At 66.8% G+C, this 16,836-nt stretch carries 13 protein-coding genes and 1 other RNA gene; 5 read left to right on the forward strand and 9 right to left on the reverse strand.

Going from position 1 to position 16,836, the window contains the following annotated elements; genetic code table 11:
• Window positions 1–116 precede the first annotated feature (116 nt).
• The 7 genes from XarjCFBP7645_RS18950 to XarjCFBP7645_RS18975 all read right to left on the reverse strand — a co-directional run bounded on the left by XarjCFBP7645_RS18950 (window position 117) and on the right by XarjCFBP7645_RS18975 (window position 8,325).
• Window positions 117–311 carry a hypothetical protein gene (locus tag XarjCFBP7645_RS18950; protein ID WP_104538684.1) on the reverse strand — a complete coding sequence of 65 codons (195 nt, stop codon included), beginning with the start codon at window positions 309–311 and terminating at the stop codon, window positions 117–119.
• 360 nt (window positions 312–671) lie between these two features.
• Window positions 672–1,745 carry a 3-deoxy-7-phosphoheptulonate synthase gene (locus XarjCFBP7645_RS18955; protein WP_104538685.1) on the reverse strand — a complete coding sequence of 358 codons (1,074 nt, stop codon included), beginning with the start codon at window positions 1,743–1,745 and terminating at the stop codon, window positions 672–674.
• A gap of 27 nt (window positions 1,746–1,772) precedes the next feature.
• Window positions 1,773–1,982, reverse strand: a complete 210-nt coding sequence (locus tag XarjCFBP7645_RS21495; protein WP_146096372.1) for a hypothetical protein — start codon at window positions 1,980–1,982, stop codon at window positions 1,773–1,775.
• 217 nt (window positions 1,983–2,199) lie between these two features.
• Window positions 2,200–5,091: a TonB-dependent receptor plug domain-containing protein gene (locus XarjCFBP7645_RS18960; RefSeq protein WP_104538686.1), complete on the reverse strand. Its 2,892-nt coding sequence runs from the start codon at window positions 5,089–5,091 to the stop codon at window positions 2,200–2,202.
• A gap of 738 nt (window positions 5,092–5,829) precedes the next feature.
• Window positions 5,830–7,470, reverse strand: a complete 1,641-nt coding sequence (groL, locus tag XarjCFBP7645_RS18965; protein ID WP_011035771.1) for a chaperonin GroEL — start codon at window positions 7,468–7,470, stop codon at window positions 5,830–5,832.
• 136 nt (window positions 7,471–7,606) lie between these two features.
• The gene (locus XarjCFBP7645_RS18970) at window positions 7,607–7,894 is read right to left on the reverse strand and encodes a co-chaperone GroES (RefSeq protein ID WP_003483210.1); all 288 of its coding nucleotides are present in this window, start codon (window positions 7,892–7,894) and stop codon (window positions 7,607–7,609) included.
• A 354-nt stretch (window positions 7,895–8,248) separates the two neighbouring features.
• Window positions 8,249–8,325: non-coding RNA, sX9 sRNA (locus XarjCFBP7645_RS18975), on the reverse strand.
• A gap of 143 nt (window positions 8,326–8,468) precedes the next feature.
• Here XarjCFBP7645_RS18975 and XarjCFBP7645_RS18980 point away from each other — a divergent pair.
• The 3 genes from XarjCFBP7645_RS18980 to XarjCFBP7645_RS18990 all read left to right on the forward strand — a co-directional run bounded on the left by XarjCFBP7645_RS18980 (window position 8,469) and on the right by XarjCFBP7645_RS18990 (window position 13,174).
• The gene (locus tag XarjCFBP7645_RS18980; RefSeq protein ID WP_104538687.1) at window positions 8,469–10,280 is read left to right on the forward strand and encodes an endonuclease; all 1,812 of its coding nucleotides are present in this window, start codon (window positions 8,469–8,471) and stop codon (window positions 10,278–10,280) included.
• A gap of 231 nt (window positions 10,281–10,511) precedes the next feature.
• A complete protein-coding gene (gene cutA, locus XarjCFBP7645_RS18985) occupies window positions 10,512–10,844 on the forward strand; it encodes a divalent-cation tolerance protein CutA (RefSeq protein WP_104538688.1) in 333 nt (110 codons plus the stop codon).
• 5 nt (window positions 10,845–10,849) lie between these two features.
• Window positions 10,850–13,174, forward strand: a complete 2,325-nt coding sequence (locus tag XarjCFBP7645_RS18990; RefSeq protein ID WP_104538689.1) for a protein-disulfide reductase DsbD family protein — start codon at window positions 10,850–10,852, stop codon at window positions 13,172–13,174.
• Window positions 13,175–13,207: 33 nt separating this feature from the next.
• Here XarjCFBP7645_RS18990 and XarjCFBP7645_RS18995 read toward each other — a convergent pair whose 3' ends face one another.
• Together XarjCFBP7645_RS18995 and XarjCFBP7645_RS19000 are read right to left on the reverse strand one after the other, a co-directional pair.
• Window positions 13,208–14,209: a GlxA family transcriptional regulator gene (locus XarjCFBP7645_RS18995; protein ID WP_104538690.1), complete on the reverse strand. Its 1,002-nt coding sequence runs from the start codon at window positions 14,207–14,209 to the stop codon at window positions 13,208–13,210.
• Between the two features lie 15 nt (window positions 14,210–14,224).
• Window positions 14,225–15,391 (reverse strand): DJ-1/PfpI family protein, encoded by a 1,167-nt coding sequence (locus XarjCFBP7645_RS19000; RefSeq protein ID WP_104538874.1) that lies wholly within the window; start codon window positions 15,389–15,391, stop codon window positions 14,225–14,227.
• A gap of 380 nt (window positions 15,392–15,771) precedes the next feature.
• Here XarjCFBP7645_RS19000 and aroQ point away from each other — a divergent pair, with 380 nt between their 5' ends.
• Together aroQ and accB are read left to right on the forward strand one after the other, a co-directional pair.
• Entirely contained in the window at window positions 15,772–16,218 is a 447-nt protein-coding gene (gene aroQ, locus XarjCFBP7645_RS19005) for a type II 3-dehydroquinate dehydratase (RefSeq protein WP_104538691.1), read from the forward strand.
• Window positions 16,219–16,315: 97 nt separating this feature from the next.
• Window positions 16,316–16,801 (forward strand): acetyl-CoA carboxylase biotin carboxyl carrier protein, encoded by a 486-nt coding sequence (gene accB / locus XarjCFBP7645_RS19010; protein ID WP_104538692.1) that lies wholly within the window; start codon window positions 16,316–16,318, stop codon window positions 16,799–16,801.
• Window positions 16,802–16,836 lie beyond the last annotated feature (35 nt).

Genomic DNA, 16,836 nt, shown 5'->3' on the forward strand with positions numbered 1-16,836 from the left:
GCGCCGACATGCCGCGACATCGCGATGTCATGCATGTGGCCGATAACGTTCCTGCCCGCTCGCATTCGGCGGCAGGACGGCTCTCTCCCCCTCCTGCCGCTGGGCGCGACGGGTCATCACTGGGTGGTGTCCAATCCGTCGGGCCGGCTCCCTGCGCCGGCCCGGCGTTCTTGTTCTGGAGCGGCCATCAACATCACCGTGTTCGTTGCCAGGCTGCTCGACAGGCTTGTTTGGCCGCTGGTCGCCGCAAGCGAGCGCTGTTGCGGATGTGCTGCGTTCTGGATGCTTTGCACTTTGAAGATGCCGAGCATCGAATGGAATGTGCGTAGCGTTGAATACCCTGCGCATTGAGGCACTGCCGCTCCGGATGGAATGCGCCTTGAATCTGTTGCCATTGCACGATTGCGAGTTCGCCGCGCCGCGCCGTTATGAGCATGCGGTCTTGGATGGCTGCCTTCCGCCGTACCCTGACCCCAACCCTCGCTCCGCGCCCCGGGCCCGCGCTTGCGGCGCGGGCGCACCACGGCACGCGCGCCAGTGACGCGCAAACGGTGCCTTGGCGCCCCGAAGGAAGCGGGGCTCCATCCCTTCTCCCTGCGGGAGAAGGTGGCACGCAGCGCCGGATGAGGGTACGCGCGAAGCCTCGCCTTCTCACCCCAGCGCCTCAGCGATCACGCAGCTTCGGCAAGCCGCCTGGCACGACGTGCACGCACGGCCGTCGCCAGGCGCTCCAGCACTTGCACCGAGGCGTCCCAATCCAGGCAGCCGTCGGTGATGCTCTGGCCGTAGGTCAGTGCGCAGCCGGGCACCAGTTCCTGGCGTCCGCCGACCAGGTGGCTCTCCACCATGACGCCGACGATGCGGGTCTCGCCGCCTTCCAGCTGCGTGGCGATGTCGTCGATGACCTTTGGCTGGTTCTCGGGATTCTTGCCGCTGTTGGCGTGGCTGGCGTCGATCATCAGGCGCGCCGGCAAGCCGGACGTGTTGAGCACCTGGCTGGCCGCTTCCACACTGACCGCATCGAAGTTGGGCTGCTTGCCGCCGCGCAGGATCACGTGGCAATCCGGGTTGCCTGCGGTCGCGGCCACCGCGGTGTGGCCGTCCTTGGTCACGGCCAGGAAATGATGCGGGTGCGAGGCCGCACCTACCGCGTCCACCGCAATCTTGACGTCGCCGCCGGTGCCGTTCTTGAAGCCCACCGGGCACGACAAGCCCGATGCCATTTCGCGATGCACCTGGCTTTCGGTGGTCCGCGCGCCGATCGCGCCCCAGGCCACCAGGTCGGCGATGTACTGCGGCGAGATGATGTCGAGGAATTCCACACCGGCCGGCAGGCCGAGGTTGTTGATGTCGCGCAGCAGACCGCGCGCCACCCGCAGGCCCTTGTTGATCTGGAAGCTGCCATCCAGATCCGGATCGTTGATCAGGCCCTTCCAGCCGATGGTGGTACGCGGCTTTTCGAAGTACACCCGCATCACGATCTCCAGCGCGTCGCCGAACTGCTCGCGCAGCGGGCGCAGGCGGTGCGCGTAGTCCATCGCCGCGACCGGATCGTGGATCGAGCAGGGCCCGATCACCACTGCCAGGCGGTCGTCGCGTCCATGCAGGATCTCGTGAAGGGCGGCACGCGAATTGGTCACGGTCTCGGAGGCGCGCTCGTCGCAGGGCAGCAGCGACAGCAGCTGCGAGGGCGGGGCAAGGGCTTCGATCTTGCGGATACGCAGGTCATCGGTCACAGGCGGCATAACAGTGTCTCGGTGGGCGGTGTTGCATCAGGGAGCCAGGCGCGGCGGCAACAAAAAAGCCGCCAGTGTGCGCTGGCGGCTTTTCGGGAATGCTGCTGAAGGTTTCTTCAGGTTGAGCGCAATCCGTCCTCCGCCAGCGGCATCGGAAAACCGTAGTACCAAAAGTAAAACTGGCTGCGGGGTGCGTTCATTGGGTGCATTGATACCACGCACGTTTGGCCGTTGCCACTGTTTCATCGGCAACGGAACGTTGCAGCGGTGCCCCACGGGGGAGCCTGCGAGTTGCGTGTGCCGCGCCGACCATCACGTCGCACGACAAGATGGCGGCATCGCCACGCGCGCGCTGGCAAGCCTGGGGCCAACGGCGTCACGACGTGCCTGAGCACGTGGCAGCGACACTGCAGCGCACGCCACGGCGCCATGCCGTGACGTGCGATGCGGCCGCCACGTTCACTCAGAAGGTGAACACATATTCCGCCGCCACTTCGCGGCCGATCGGGTTGAACAAGGTGGTGTTGTAGAAACCGTAGCCGTAGAAGCGCTCCTTGTTCTCGTAGCCCACTTCGTTGAACACGTTGTTGACGTAGAAGTTGACCTTGGCGTGGTCGGTGATCTTGTAGCCGGTGCTGAGGTTCCAGTAGATCGCCGGGCCGACGCGGCCGAAGTAGCGCTTGCTGCTCTCGCCCAGATGCACGTTGGCGGTGTCGGTGACCACGCATGCGTCCGAGGCGCTGGGTTGGTAGCCGTCGTCGAAGCGCTCGCAGGTGCCCCAGTTAACCGCGCGCATGGAGCCGAGCCGGCGGAAGTACACCGTCCAGTCCCAGGCGCCGCCGTTGTCCCAATGCACGCTGCCACGCACACGGCTGCGCACGCGTTCGTCGCGGCGGTTTTCGTCGCTGTCGGTGCGGTAGATCTGCTCGCGATAGGCCAGCAGGTTGTTGTAGTCCAGCGACAACTGGAAGTTGCCCCAGCCCGCAGTGGCAAGCCGGTATTTCAGCGAGGCGTCGATGCCGGAGGTTTCCATCTGCGCCAGGTTGATCGGGCCGCGCTCGATGCTGGCGATGGTGCCATCGGCGTTGCGCAGCACGCGCGAGGTGATGGTGTCGCAGTAGCCGGCGCCGCCGGGATTGTTCCAGGCGCCGCCGCTGATGGTGGTGCCGGTGCGGCAGCCGGCTTCGGCCGAGAGGATCTCGTCGCGGTCCAGATCCTTGATCATTTCCTCCAGCTCGATGCGGTAGTAGTCCACGCTCAGCGACAGGCCCTGCACGATGTCCCACACCACCCCGCCGGTGAACGAGCGGCCGGTTTCCGAGCGCAAATCCGGCGTGCCGCGACGGTTCACATCCACGGTGTAGTAGATGTTGCTGTTCTCGTCGTTGCAGCCGCCGGTGAGATACGCGCCGGTGGCGATGCAGCGGTATTGATCGATCACGGTCTGGTTGGTGGAGCTGGGTTCGCCGAGCACGTAATGCATGTCCGGCGCGCGGAAGCTGGTGGCCAGCGTGCTGCGCAACAACAGGCTGTCGACCGGGCGCCATTCCAGACCCGCGCTCCAGGTGGTGTCGCTTTGGGTGCCGACATCGGTCGGAATCGCCGCCGAAGAGCGGTAACTGCCGTAGCGATCGTAGCGACCGGCGACATTGGCGCTCAACGTCGACAGCAGCGGAATCTGCAATTCCAGCCCGGCCGAACTGCGCATGCGCTCGCCGCCGCCACTGTCCACCACATCGACCGGATAGCACTCGTTGGCGCAGGGGTCGGGCGACAACTGGTAGCCCTGCTTGGCGACTTCGGCCACGGTGGCGAAGCGGATCGGCCCGGCCCAGCCCTGCACCAGATCGCCGCTCAGGCTGAAGCTGGCCTGGTTCACCCACGAATACGCCGAGTTATGCGATTTGGCGACCAGGTCGTCGTACTCGCTCGAGGACAGCGGTGCATACAGGCGCGCCTGGTTGATCGCATAGATCGGCGTGCCGTCGGCGGCGGAGCCGGTGGGGCTGCCGAGGAAATAATCGGTGGCGCGGGCGGTGTCCACGGTGCGTACGTATTCGTCCACCGTGTAGCGCGAGCGGCCCACGCTCAACTCCCAGTCGAAGCGGTCGGCCCACGCACCGCGCAAGCCGGCGCTCAGGTCCCAGGACTGCTCCTTGTTGTAGTTGGCCAGGCGGTCCCAACCGCCGGCCTCGCGCCGTGTGAGCTGCCGGATCGCATACAGCGAGCGGCCGGTGTCGGCGTCCTGGAACGGGCCCAGGTACACGTACGGCGGGTCATAGGTCCAACGGCCGATGCTGCGGTTGGCCGACAGCGTGGCCCAGGCTTCGGTGTGCTCGCCGAACTTCCAGGTGCCGTAGAGATAGGCCGAGTAGTCCTCGCTGCCGGTGACCAGCCCCCAGTCGCCGTAGTCGCGGGCCACGCCGCAATAGTCGCCGGCATTGGTGAGCGCACCGGTGTTCTGGTTGTAGCTCAGCCGCTGCCCGTCGATGAACTCGCCGCCGAAGCGCGCACAGGTGCCGGCAGGCGGTGCGAGACGTTCGTTGGTGTTGGCATCGACCAGGCTCAGGCCGGTGAACGGATTGAAGCCGTACAGGCGGTTCTGGCCGGTCCAGTTGGAATAGGACATGTCGTCGGAGTCGTCCATCTCGGGGCGATCGCGCCCGCTCAACGGATCGCGCCGGGTGGCCTGCAGCGCGTAGGTCAGGCTCCAGTTCTCGCCGGTGCGCCCGCCCGCCCAGGACACGTCGAAACTGTCGCGGCCACCTTCGGTGGCAGTGCCGCCGCGCAGCCGCACCTGATCGCCCTGGTAATCGCGCTTGAGGATCACGTTGACCACGCCGGCCACCGCGTCCGAGCCGTAGATCGCCGAAGCGCCGCCGGTCAGGATGTCGATGCGCTCCACCGCCGCGGACGGGATGTTGCTGTAGTTGGAAAAGTTGCTCTCGCCGCCGTAGGGCAGCGGGTAATCGGCCACGCGGTGCCCGTTGACCAGCAACAGGGTGCGGCCCGGCCCCAGGTCGCGCAGGTTGATCGGCGAGGCGTTGGGCGTATGCGAGCCCCATTGCGTATCGGCCTCCACCGATCCCTGCTGGTTCATGCTGTTGAGCACGTCGTAGACGGTGGCAAAGCCTTCTTGCTGAATTTGCTGCGCGGAGATGGTGACCACCGGCTGCGCGCCTTCGACCTGCGCGCGCTTGATGCGCGAACCGGTGACGCTGACCGCATCCAGGGTGGAGGTGGCACGCGGTTGATCCGGCTCGGCCTGCTGGGCAGCAGCCGACGGTGCGACCGCTGCGGTCAGGGCAAGGGATAAGGAAATCGACAAGGCAAGGCGATGACTGCGGCAGTTCATAAGATCCCCGGGAGAGGCCGGCGCGGCCGGCATGGCGTTTCACTGCAACGACGCCTGCGAGCGATGCACCGCATCGCTACCCCCTGTCCGATGGCCCCCCGACCGTTCGGCGCAAGCGCCTGCGCAACGACGCTAGGGCTGCGATGACATCGGTGTCAACACATTGTCATGCAAGTGTGATGGGGCTCGCATTTTGGTGAATGGCGCAGGGTTCCACACGGTTGGGGCCGCGAACCGATTGCGCGGGCCGGTGGTCGCATCGGCGCCGCGTAGGAGCGCATCTGGGCGCGACTGGGGCGTTCCCGGTGAAGCCTCTTCGCGCCCTGGGGCGCTCCTACGAGGTCGCGGGGCCATGCACACGCGGGTTCGACATGGTTGGGGCCGCGGCATCGGCGCCGCGTAGGAGCGCACCTGGGCGTGACTGGGGCATTCCCGGTGAAGCCTCTTCGCGCCCTGGGGCGCTCCTACGAGGTCATGGGATCTGCGTGGCCATGCACGCGCGGGTTCGACACGGTTGGGGCTGCGGCATTGGCGCCGCGTAGGAGCGCATCTGGGCGCGACTGGAGCGTTCCCGGTGAAGCCTCTTCGCGCCCTGGTGCGCTCCTACGAGGTCATGGGGTCTGCGTGGTCACGCACGACCAATCGACGAGCGGATTTTGCGCCATCCATCTTGCCGCCCATAAAAAAACCCCGCCTTTCGGCGGGGTCCTTTGTGCTGCGACAGCCGAGTGGCCTGGATCAGAAATCCATGCCGCCCATGCCGCCCATGCCACCGCCGGCCGGCATCGCCGGCTCGTCCTTCTTCGGTGCATCGGCCACCATGGCTTCGGTGGTGATCATCAGGCCGGCGATCGAGGCGGCGTTCTGCAGCGCCGAGCGGGTGACCTTGGTCGGATCCAGGATGCCGAACTCGACCATGTCGCCGAACTCGCCGTTGGCGGCGTTGTAACCGTAGTTGCCGGTGCCTTCCTTGACCTTGTTCAGGATCACGGACGGCTCTTCGCCGGCATTGGCCACGATCTCACGCAGCGGGGCTTCCATCGCGCGCAGGGCGATCTGGATGCCGTGGGTCTGGTCTTCGTTGGCACCGGTCAGGTTACCGACGGCCACCAGCGCACGCACCAGGGCCACACCGCCGCCCGGGACCACGCCTTCTTCGACGGCTGCACGGGTAGCGTGCAGGGCGTCTTCGACGCGGGCCTTCTTTTCCTTCATTTCGATTTCGGTCGACGCGCCGACCTTGATCACTGCAACGCCACCGGCCAGCTTGGCCACGCGCTCCTGCAGCTTCTCGCGGTCGTAATCGGACGAGGTGTCTTCGATCTGGGTCTTGATCTGGCCAACGCGGGCTTCAATCGTGGCCGAATCGCCGGCGCCGTCGATGATGGTGGTGTTCTCCTTGGAGACCTGCACCTTCTTGGCGCGGCCGAGGTCCTTGATCGTGGCCTTCTCCAGCGCCAGACCCACTTCCTCGGAGATCACGGTGCCGCCGGTCAGCACGGCCATGTCTTCCAGCATCGCCTTGCGACGGTCGCCGAAGCCCGGTGCCTTGACGGCCACGACCTTGACGATGCCACGGATGGTGTTGACCACCAGGGTCGCCAGCGCTTCGCCTTCGACTTCCTCAGCGACGATCAGCAACGGCTTGCCGGCCTTGGCCACGCCTTCCAGCACGGGCAGCAGGTCGCGCACATTGGAGATCTTCTTGTCGTGCAGCAGGATGAATGGGTCGTCCAGGTCGGCCGACTGGCTCTGCTGGTTGTTGATGAAGTACGGGGAGAGGTAGCCGCGATCGAACTGCATGCCCTCGACCACGTCCAGCTCGTTTTCCAGGCCCGAGCCTTCTTCAACGGTGATCACGCCTTCCTTGCCGACCTTCTGCATCGCTTCGGCAATGATGTTGCCGATCGATTCGTCCGAGTTGGCCGAGATGGTGCCGACCTGGGCAATCGCCTTGTCGTCGGTGGTGGGCTTGGAGATGTTCTTCAGCTCGATGACGGCGGCCTTGACGGCCTGGTCGATACCGCGCTTGAGATCCATCGGGTTCATGCCGGCGGCCACGGCCTTGGCGCCTTCGCGGATCAGGGCCTGGGCCAGCACGGTGGCGGTGGTGGTGCCGTCACCAGCGTTGTCGTTGGTCTTGGAAGCGACTTCCTTGACCATCTGCGCGCCCATGTTCTCGAACTTGTCAGCCAGTTCGATTTCCTTGGCGACGGAGACGCCGTCCTTGGTGATGGTCGGCGCGCCGAAGCTCTTCTCGAGCACGACGTTGCGGCCCTTCGGGCCCAGGGTTGCCTTGACGGCATTGGCAAGCACGTTGACGCCACGAACCATACGGGTACGTGCGTCTTCACCGAAACGAATGTCTTTAGCAGCCATTTGTTGTAACTCCGGAATTTGAGATTGGGGATTGGGGATTGGCTAGAGCGGGGTTCGGGGGAGATGCGGGATCAGCTGCGCCAAGCGCAGTGACCAATCCCGAATCCCCACTCCCGAATCCCGCCGGCAACGGCTATCAGCCGATGACCGCCAGGATGTCGTCTTCGCGCAGCACCTTGTACTCGACGCCTTCGGACTTGTAGCTGCTGCCGGCGTACTGACCGTAGATGACCTTGTCGCCGACCTTGACCACCGGCGCGCGCAGGCTGCCGTTGTCCAGGGGCTTGCCGGCGCCGATGGCGACGACTTCACCCTTGGTGGACTTTTCCTTGGCGGAGTCCGGGATCACGATGCCGCCGGCGGAAACTTCGTCGGCTTCGATCGGCTTGACTACAACGCGGTCGTGAAGCGGCTTGATGCTCATAGAGAAAGACCCTCTTAAGTGATTGATTGGTCTGGAAATTATCGGCGATGTTAGCACTCGCATGTGACGACTGCCAGCACAGCGCGCGGAAAAAACCCGACAGAGCGGGTGCGGGCCAGAGATTGTGCTGTGTGGGCAGCTTTCAAGGGCTGGGCGGCAAAAATTTTTCGCCGGGCAGTTCCGTGCGAGGGCCACAGCGTGGCCGACACACCCCACAGGCAGGTCGCCGGCTGGCGACGGACAGCGGATTTGGAACCGGGCTGTGCAATGGCCTGCCATACCTGGCACCGGTCACCAGACATTGGGACGCCAGCAGTGGGTATCGAGCAGCCGCTGGAGCAACCGCATAGGAGCGGCCGACAAAACGTCGCAAGCAGTCGTCAGGTGGGTGTGGACGGCGCGCTCGGAACCGGAGTGTACGAGTGGTACATACCGGTTCCGAGCACCGGCCGCGCCCGGCTGGCGGCTGCGCAGTCGTTTTGTCAGGCGCTCTAAAAATGGAACCGGGTTCCACCGGCTGTCATGCGCACGTCCTACAGTCGGCAACGCATTCCCCGATCACAAGGAGCTGTCGATGAGGTTGCCGTCCCGTGCCCGTGTTTTCTCCGTGAGCTGGTCCCCGAGCTGCACGCTTCCCCTGGCTTGTGCGCTCGCGCTGGCCGTCCCCACCGCCCACGCGTCGGTGTTCATCAACGAACTGCATTACGACGACGCGGGCGCCTCCGGCGACAGCGGCGAAGGGGTGGAAGTGGTGGCCACCGCCGGCGAATCGCTGAGCGGCTACCGCATCTATCTGTACAACGGCAGCGCGCCGGGCGCGGCCACGGTCTACGCCAATACGGCGGTGCCGGCCGGCAGCCTGGTCAGCTGCGGCAGCCAGGTGCGCGTGGCCACGGTGGGCTACGCCAGCAACGGCGTGCAGAACGGACCCAACGACGGCGTGGCGCTGGTCGACCCCAACGGGCAGCTGGTGCAGTTCCTCAGTTACGAAGGCGCCATCACCGCCAGCGGCGGGCCCGCCGCCGGCATCACCAGCCAGAACCTGCCGGTCAGCGAGAGCAACAGCAGCGCGGTCGGCAGCTCACTGCAACTGACCGGCACCGGCAGCAGCGCGGCCAACTTCAGCTGGACCGGCTCGTCGGCGCAGACCTTCGGCGCGTGCAACCGCGGCCAGAGTTTCAACGGCAGCGGCGGTGGCGGCGAGACCGGCGCGGCACCGACGATCACCAGCACCACCCCGGCCCAGGGCGCGACCGGCTTTCCCGCCGCCGGCGACCTGAGCGTGGGCTTCAGCGAGGCGGTGACGCTGAGCAGCGGCGCCTTCGCACTTAGCTGTGCCAGCTCCGGCACGGTGGCGCTGAGCTACCCGACCAGCGGCACACGTTTCAGCCTGTCGACCAACACCGCCCTGGTCGGTGGCGAGCGTTGCACCCTGGCGATCACCGCCAGCGCCATCCGCGATGCCAGCGGGCTGAGCCCGGCGGCCAACCAGTCCATCGCCTTCACCGTGGCCACCGCCAGCGGCGGCGGCACCGGCTACTACGCACGGGTCAACACCGCCGATGCCAGCCAACTGCGCTGTTCGCTGCATACGGTGATCAAGGGCCACACGGTCTATCCGTACAGCGGCTCGGGCACCAGCACCTGGACCATCCTGGAGATGGCCGATGAGGATCCCAATAACAGCGGCCGGATCCTGGACGCCTACCGCAACCGCAGCTACGCCAAGGGCAGCGACCGCGCCGGCACCGGGAGCGGGCTGACCTACAACCGCGAGCACACCTGGCCCAATTCGCTGGGCTTTGGCAGCGCCAGCGGCGACAAGGGGCTGCCGTATGCGCCCTACACCGACACCCACATGCTGTATCTCACCGACACCGCCTTCAACGCCGACCGCGGCAACAAGCCCTACGCGGCCTGCACCAGCAGCTGCGGCGAGCGGGTCACCGAGGTCAATGACGGCAGTGGCGGCGGCAGCGGGCGCTATCCGGGCAATTCCAACTGGGTGCGCACCCCGGATGGCAACGGCGGCACCTTCGAGGTGTGGGGCAAGCGCAAGGGCGACATGGCGCGTGCGGTGATGTACATGGCGATCCGCTACGAAGGCGGTACCGACGCAGCCACCGGGCAGTCCGAGCCGGACCTGGAACTCACCGACGACCGCAGCAAGATCGTGCAGACCTCGGCCTCGCCGGCCTATATGGGCCTGTTGTCCACGCTGCTGGCCTGGCACCAGGCCGACCCGCCGGACGATGCCGAGCGGGCGCGCAACCAGGTGATCTTCAGCTTCCAGGGCAACCGCAATCCGTTCGTGGATCATCCCGAATGGGCGACCTCGAGCCTGTTCACCTCGGCCAAGCCGGCCAGCTGCCAGCTGGCCGATTGATCCGGCCCCGGCCCGGCGCCCCAAGCGCCGGGCCGGGAGACGGCCTGCAGCGGCAATCCACGTGCCCGACCACGCAGCAGGCGCGCGAGTCGTCGGCCTGCGACATTCAACATCAGCGGGCAGGCGCAGGGCCGGTATCGCCGGCCAGCCGCCAGGCTCAGCGAACTTGACGCCCTGTTCCGGAATCTACGGTCGATCCCCTGCAGACAGGGGATTACACTGCGCGGTCACATGAGCGCCTCTTCTCTCCATCTGTTGTTCAGCACCTGCCCGGATGCCGACAGCGCCGAGCGCATCGCGCGCGCGCTGCTGGACGAGCGCCTGGCCGCCTGCGTCACCCAGTTGCCCTGCGTGCAGTCGCTGTACCGCTGGAACGGGGCGATCGAATGCAGCCAGGAAGTGCAGCTGTTGATCAAGACCTGGGAAGACCGCGTGCCGGACGCCATCGCGCGGCTGCGGGCGCTGCATCCGTATGAACTGCCGGAGGCGATCGCGGTCCAAGCCAGCGCCGGGCTGCCGGCGTATCTCGATTGGGTCCGGGCCGAAACCCGCAAGGAATCCTGACGTCCATGAAGTCTCTGTCCCGCTGGATCGCCCGCTGCGCACTGCTGGCCGTACCGTTGCTCGCCGCGCCGCTGGCGCTGGTGGCGCCCCTGCCCGCGCAGGCCGCGGTCAGCGAGGCCGACCTGCTGCCGGTGGACCAGGCCTTCACGCTCAGCGCCACCGCCGACAGCCGCGACAGCATCGCGCTGCGCTGGAAGATCGCGCCGGGCTACTACCTGTATCGCCACCGCATCAGCGTCAAATCCGGGCAAGGCTTTGCCGCCGGCGAGCTGGCGCTGCCGGAAGGCCAGAGCAAGCACGACGAGTTCTTCGGCCAGGTGCAGACCTACCGCAAGCAACTGCAGGCCACGCTGGCCGGCAAGGCCGATGCCGGGTTGCGGACCGCGGTGCTGCAGGTGCAGTACCAGGGCTGCGCCGACGCCGGCGTGTGCTACCCGCCGCAACGCCGCGAACTGCGCGTGCGCCTGCCCGATGCCGCGGCTCCCGCCGCGACGCCCGCTGCCCAGCGCGAGAACCTGGGCGCGCTGGTGCCGCGCGCACCGGCAGGTCCGCGGCTGTTCGGCAGCACCGGTCAGGCCGCCGGCGTGGACGCCCTGCCGCTGCCGGCCGAACAGGCATTTACCTTCGAAGCCATCGTCGGCGACGGCAATAGCCTGCTGCTGCGCTTCACCCCCGCGCCCGGCTACTACATCTACCGCGACCGCACCTCGCTGGCGCTGGAAGGCGCCGGCGGCGTACGTCCCGGGCTGCCGCGCTGGCCGCAGGGCAAGGCGCACCGCGATGAACACTTCGGCGATGTGGTGGTGTATTTCGACCAGGCCGAAGTCACCCTGCCGCTGCTGCGCGAGCACGCCGAACCGGTCAAGGCGACCCTGGTGGCGACCTTCCAGGGCTGCCAGGCCGACGGCATCTGCTACCCGCCGATGACCCGTCGCGTTGCGCTGGAGTTGCCCGCCGGCACGGTGTCGCCGCAGAACCAGGCGCAGGCGGCACCGCTGATGATTTCGCCGCTGCCCGCCGGGCAGCTGCCCGCAGAGCCGGAGCCGGCACCGACGCCCGCGGCGACTGCAGTGCCGGCCGCGGATGCCTCGGCCGACAATCCGCAACGCACCCAGCCGCCGCACACCGACAAGGGCTTGCTGGCAATGCTGGTGCTGGCCCTGCTCGGCGGGCTGGTGTTGAACCTGATGCCCTGCGTGCTGCCGATCCTGTCGCTGAAGGTACTGGGCCTGGCCCACAGCGGCGAAAGCCACAGCCACGCGCGCAGCCATGCGATCTGGTACTCGCTGGGCGTGCTGGTGTCGTTTGCGGCGATCGGCGCGCTGGTGATCGGCCTGCGTGCGGCCGGGCAGGCGGCCGGCTGGGGCTTCCAGCTGCAGCAGCCGTGGTTCGTCGCGGCGCTGGCCTATCTGATGTTTGCGGTGGGCCTGAGCCTGTCGGGCGTGTTCACGCTGGGCGGCAATCTGGGCGGCATCGGCCAGTCGCTGGCAGCGCGCAATGGCCCGCTGGGCGATTTCTTCACCGGCGTGCTGGCCTGCGTGGTGGCCAGCCCCTGCATCGCCCCGTTCATGGGCACCGCACTGGCGTACGCATTCACCGCCCCGGCACTGCTGGCGATGCTGGTGTTCCTGGCGCTGGGCCTGGGCCTGGCGCTGCCGTTCCTGCTGATCGGCTTCATTCCCTCGCTGGCGCGGCGCCTGCCCACGCCCGGCGCGTGGATGGAGACGCTCAAGCAGGTGCTGGCGTTCCCGATGTATCTGACTGCGGTCTGGCTGCTGTGGGTGCTGGGCAAGCAGCGCGGCGTGGACGCGCTGGCGCTGATGCTGGTCGGCGCCACCCTGCTGGCGCTGGGCCTGTTCTGCTTCGAGCGCAGCCGCTGGAAGAGCCATCGCGTCGGCATGGGCCTGGCTGCGGTAATGCTGGTGCTGGCGATCGTGCCGGTGGTCGGGGTCACCCGCCTGCGCCTGCCGGCCGCCACTGCCGCCGAAGGCGTGGTGGCGTTCTCGCCGCAGCTGCTGGACCGCCTGCGCGCCGACAACCGCGTGGTGTTCGTCAACATGACCGCCGACTGGTGCGTGACCTGCAAGGCCAACGAGAAGAACGTGTTGAGCGGCGCCGACTTCCGCGATGCGCTGCGCCGCGTCGACGCGGTCTACATGAAAGGCGACTGGACCAACGTCGACCCCAGGATCAGCGCCTTCCTCGACCAGCACCAGGCCGTCGGCGTGCCGCTGTACGTGGTGTACGGCCCCGGCGCACCACCGGCGGTGCTGCCGACCGTGCTGACCAACGCGATCACCGAGGATGCGTTGCTGCGCGCGGCGCGGTGAAGTGAAGCGCTGAGCATCGTTTCAGCCACTGGATCAGGCGGTATCGGCGGCAGCACTCTGGAAGCGATCGCGGTAGTCGCTGGGTGTGACTCCGAACATGCGCAGAAAGGCGCGCCGCACGGTTTGCTCGTCCGATAGCCCGGTGATGCCGGCAATGCGCTTGATGGGCAGGCTGCCGCCTTCCAGCAAGCGGCGCGCCGCTTCCAGCCGCAGTATCGCCACGGCCTTGGCCGGGGTTACGCCACAGGTGCGTCGATAGGCGCGGGCGAAGGTGCGCGGCGACAGATTCATGCGCTCGGCAAGTTTTTCTACACGCAGATCGTCGTGCAGGTTGGCCGCCATCCACGCGTGCAGCTCGGCGAAATCGCCGCCGGCCGAGGATTGCGCCGACAGCGGCGCACTGAACTGCGACTGGCCGCCGGCGCGCTTGACGAATACCACCAGCTGACGGGCCACATCGATCGCAAGCCGGTGGCCGTGGTCGTCCTCGATCAGCGCAAGCGTCAGGTCGATGCCGGCGGTGACGCCGGCCGACGACCAGACGTTGCCATCGCGCACGAAGATCCTGTCGGCGTCCACGCGGACGCCGGGATACAGGCTGGAAAGCCGGCCTGCCCAATCCCAATGGGTCGCTGCACGCCGGCCATCGAGCTGACCGGCGGCGGCAAGCAGAAAGGCGCCGGTACAGATCGAACACAGCCTGCGCACGCTGGCGCCGCGTGCGGCCACCCAGGCGACCAACCCGTCGGACACCTCGTAGACGGCGCCACGGCAGCCGCCTGGAGCCATCAACGTATCAATTGCCATGCCGTCCAGTGACGCAAGCGCCACGGACATCAGCTGGAGACCGGCGCTGGTGGTCACCAATCTGCCGTTCTCCGACGCAACGGTGATGTCGTAGCGCAGGCTGCCGACGGCCGCAGGCCTGCATTGATTGGCCGTGTGTAGCGCCTGGACCGGTCCGGTCAGGTCGAGAACATTCATGTTCTCGTGGGCAAGCAGCACCACATGACGCGGAGGGACGGAATCGGACATGGGAGCCTTGTGCGGTCAGCGCAGGTAATCGGGATACTCGAACGCCAACGCAACGCCGGTGGCCGTCGCTTGACCATAGCGCTTCAGGATGCCATCGAGCGCACCCTCCAATGCCCGCACAGGCATCGGGTCGGCCGGGACCAAAAGCACCGCTGCGTCGCCTGGCGTTCGCTGTCGATCGGGAACAAGCACGAGCCCATGGCGTGTCACAACGGACGCGCCGGTGTCGGAGACCAGAGAGGTGTGGCCGCGGCCGGTGCTGGCATAGGCGTCCACCGTCAGCGCCAGCGTTGCTTCATCCACTCCAGTGCTGCCGAGTACCTCGATCCGGTCACGCCCATGCAGCCATCGATTGGTGTACAGCACCTTGGCCAGCGGCCATGCGGCTGCAATGCCTCGGGGGCGGAACGCATCGCTGTTGTGCCGCGATGACCACTCGCGTGCGCCGACCGTAGAAGCCAACTCCTGCGCTTTTTCGCGACCACTGATGGCCTCCACTAGCGCGATCGATGCGGGAATGGCTGCACTGACGCCGGCGGTCGATATCCAGTTCCCGTCCGCGATGTAGCGCCGATTGGGGGTCCAGCGAATGCCGGGGAACGACTTTGCACGGCGTGAAGCGGTCGACCAATGCGCCGTGGCGCGTCGCCCGTCGAACATGTCCATCTGCGCGGCGATGAGGGCACCGTTGCAGATCGTGACGATCGTGGCCCCCTGCCCGGCCTGCTGCGTCAGCCATGCGATGAGCCGCGGCGCCGCTGCCTGGGCGGGGACAACGATGTAATCGGCACCTTGTGGGTGGCTGGCATCGAAGCGGGCCACGGTCATGTCCGTGGCGATTCGGAAGCCGACGCTTCCAAGATCCGTGAATGTCGAAAGCGGCCCCGTATCCAGGGTCACCGCCAGCACGTCCATGGAGCCGGCACGCGAGAGGAGACCGAAGGGCACCAGGAAATCGCTGACTTCCACGCCCGCGTTGCCGCCCACCACCACGACCACCGGGCGGGCACGTCCTGCGCGGGCCCGATAGGGCGGTATCAGTTCCTGCACGGTTACCGAGCCATCCACCCTCGCCTCCATGGGCGATACCGGCTTGGACAGTGGTTCCGCACAGCCGGCCAGAACGACACACATCGCCCAGGCAGCATGACGGGCCAAACGTTGAACAGGGGAGGGTGCCATGTGCATTCGCAGGTGATGAAGAGCGGCGATTCTTCACGTACGTGGGGTGGTCAGCAACGACGTTAAAGCGTCATTTCCTGCCAGGGCGAGTGGTTTGGCCAGGCCCCGGCGCGTGTCCTTGCCGGATCGCAGGGACACCGCCGCGATACGTCCGCCCTCGGGCGCGGTGCCGATGCAGACACAGCGACCAAAGGTGCATGCGCATCGTCGCCGACGATTGCCCGCAGCTTCAACCGAGCCACACTGCCCCACCGACACAGATTCGGCCGGCCTGCACGTCCAGATTTAAAACATACGTTTAAAACAAGCATAACTTCGTCTATCTGGACAGCATCGGCGACATCGCGCAGACTTCCGGCCTTTCCGCTCTCCGGGATGTCATGGCCCACCTGCTGCTGTTGCACGGCCCCAACCTCAACCTGCTCGGTACCCGCGAGCCGGATGTCTACGGGCGCACCACGCTGGCGCAGATCGATGCGGCCTTGGTGGACCGTGCGCAGGCCGCCGGGCATACGCTGGCCTGTTTGCAGTCCAATGCCGAACACGTGCTGGTGGAGCGCATCCACGCCGCGCGCGAGGACGGCACCGTCTACATCCTGATCAACCCGGCCGCCTTCACCCATACCTCGGTGGCGCTGCGCGATGCGCTGCTGGGTGTGGGCCTGCCGTTCGTGGAAATCCACCTGTCCAACCCGCATGCGCGCGAGCCGTTCCGCCACCACAGCTATCTCAGCGACAAGGCCGATGGCGTGATCTGCGGCTTTGGCGCCGACAGCTACCGGCTGGCGCTGGAAGCGGTGATCGCGCGGCTGGAACGCGACGCATGACATCCCGCTCACCCACGCCGGCGCCTGCGCCGACGGCCTGACCCCATTCCGCCGGCAGCCGCCGGCAACCTCCACCGATTCACCTCATGAGGCCCGTATGGATCTCCGCAAAATCAAGAAACTGATCGACCTGCTCGAAGAATCCAATCTCGCCGAAATCGAGATCAAGGAAGGCGAAGAAAGCGTGCGCCTGGCGCGCGTGCCCAAGGGCACCACCGTGATGAGCGCGCCGGTGCAGCAGTACGCACCCGCCCCGCCCGCGCAGGCCCCGGCCGCGGCCAGCATGCCGATGCAGTCGCCCACCGAGGCCTCCACCGGCGGCGCCAAGCAGGCTGCCGCCCTGCCGGAAGGCCACGTGCTGCGCGCGCCGATGGTCGGCACCTTCTACACCTCGCCCTCGCCGGACAAGCCGGCCTTCGTCAGCGTCGGCCAGCAGGTCAAGGCCGGCGAGACGCTGGCGATCATCGAGGCGATGAAGATGTTCAACCCGATCGAAGCCGACGTCTCCGGCACCATCGTGGCCATCCTCAGCGAAACCGGCCAGCCAGTGGAATTCGATCAGCCGTTGTTCGTGATTGGCTGAGCGGCGGGGATGGGAGAGTCGTGATTCGGGATTCG

This window comes from Xanthomonas arboricola (assembly GCF_002940665.1).
GTDB classification, from domain to species: domain Bacteria; phylum Pseudomonadota; class Gammaproteobacteria; order Xanthomonadales; family Xanthomonadaceae; genus Xanthomonas; species Xanthomonas arboricola_B.

Coding starts and splice junctions, on each gene's coding strand:
- XarjCFBP7645_RS18950 (WP_104538684.1), bottom strand. CDS start 311: ATGCTCGGCATCTTCAAAGTGCAAAGCATCCAGAACGCAGCACATCCG.
- XarjCFBP7645_RS18955 (WP_104538685.1), bottom strand. CDS start 1,745: ATGCCGCCTGTGACCGATGACCTGCGTATCCGCAAGATCGAAGCCCTT.
- XarjCFBP7645_RS21495 (WP_146096372.1), bottom strand. CDS start 1,982: ATGAAACAGTGGCAACGGCCAAACGTGCGTGGTATCAATGCACCCAAT.
- XarjCFBP7645_RS18960 (WP_104538686.1), bottom strand. CDS start 5,091: ATGAACTGCCGCAGTCATCGCCTTGCCTTGTCGATTTCCTTATCCCTT.
- groL (WP_011035771.1), bottom strand. CDS start 7,470: ATGGCTGCTAAAGACATTCGTTTCGGTGAAGACGCACGTACCCGTATG.
- XarjCFBP7645_RS18970 (WP_003483210.1), bottom strand. CDS start 7,894: ATGAGCATCAAGCCGCTTCACGACCGCGTTGTAGTCAAGCCGATCGAA.
- XarjCFBP7645_RS18980 (WP_104538687.1), top strand. CDS start 8,469: ATGAGGTTGCCGTCCCGTGCCCGTGTTTTCTCCGTGAGCTGGTCCCCG.
- cutA (WP_104538688.1), top strand. CDS start 10,512: ATGAGCGCCTCTTCTCTCCATCTGTTGTTCAGCACCTGCCCGGATGCC.
- XarjCFBP7645_RS18990 (WP_104538689.1), top strand. CDS start 10,850: ATGAAGTCTCTGTCCCGCTGGATCGCCCGCTGCGCACTGCTGGCCGTA.
- XarjCFBP7645_RS18995 (WP_104538690.1), bottom strand. CDS start 14,209: ATGTCCGATTCCGTCCCTCCGCGTCATGTGGTGCTGCTTGCCCACGAG.
- XarjCFBP7645_RS19000 (WP_104538874.1), bottom strand. CDS start 15,391: ATGGCACCCTCCCCTGTTCAACGTTTGGCCCGTCATGCTGCCTGGGCG.
- aroQ (WP_104538691.1), top strand. CDS start 15,772: ATGGCCCACCTGCTGCTGTTGCACGGCCCCAACCTCAACCTGCTCGGT.
- accB (WP_104538692.1), top strand. CDS start 16,316: ATGGATCTCCGCAAAATCAAGAAACTGATCGACCTGCTCGAAGAATCC.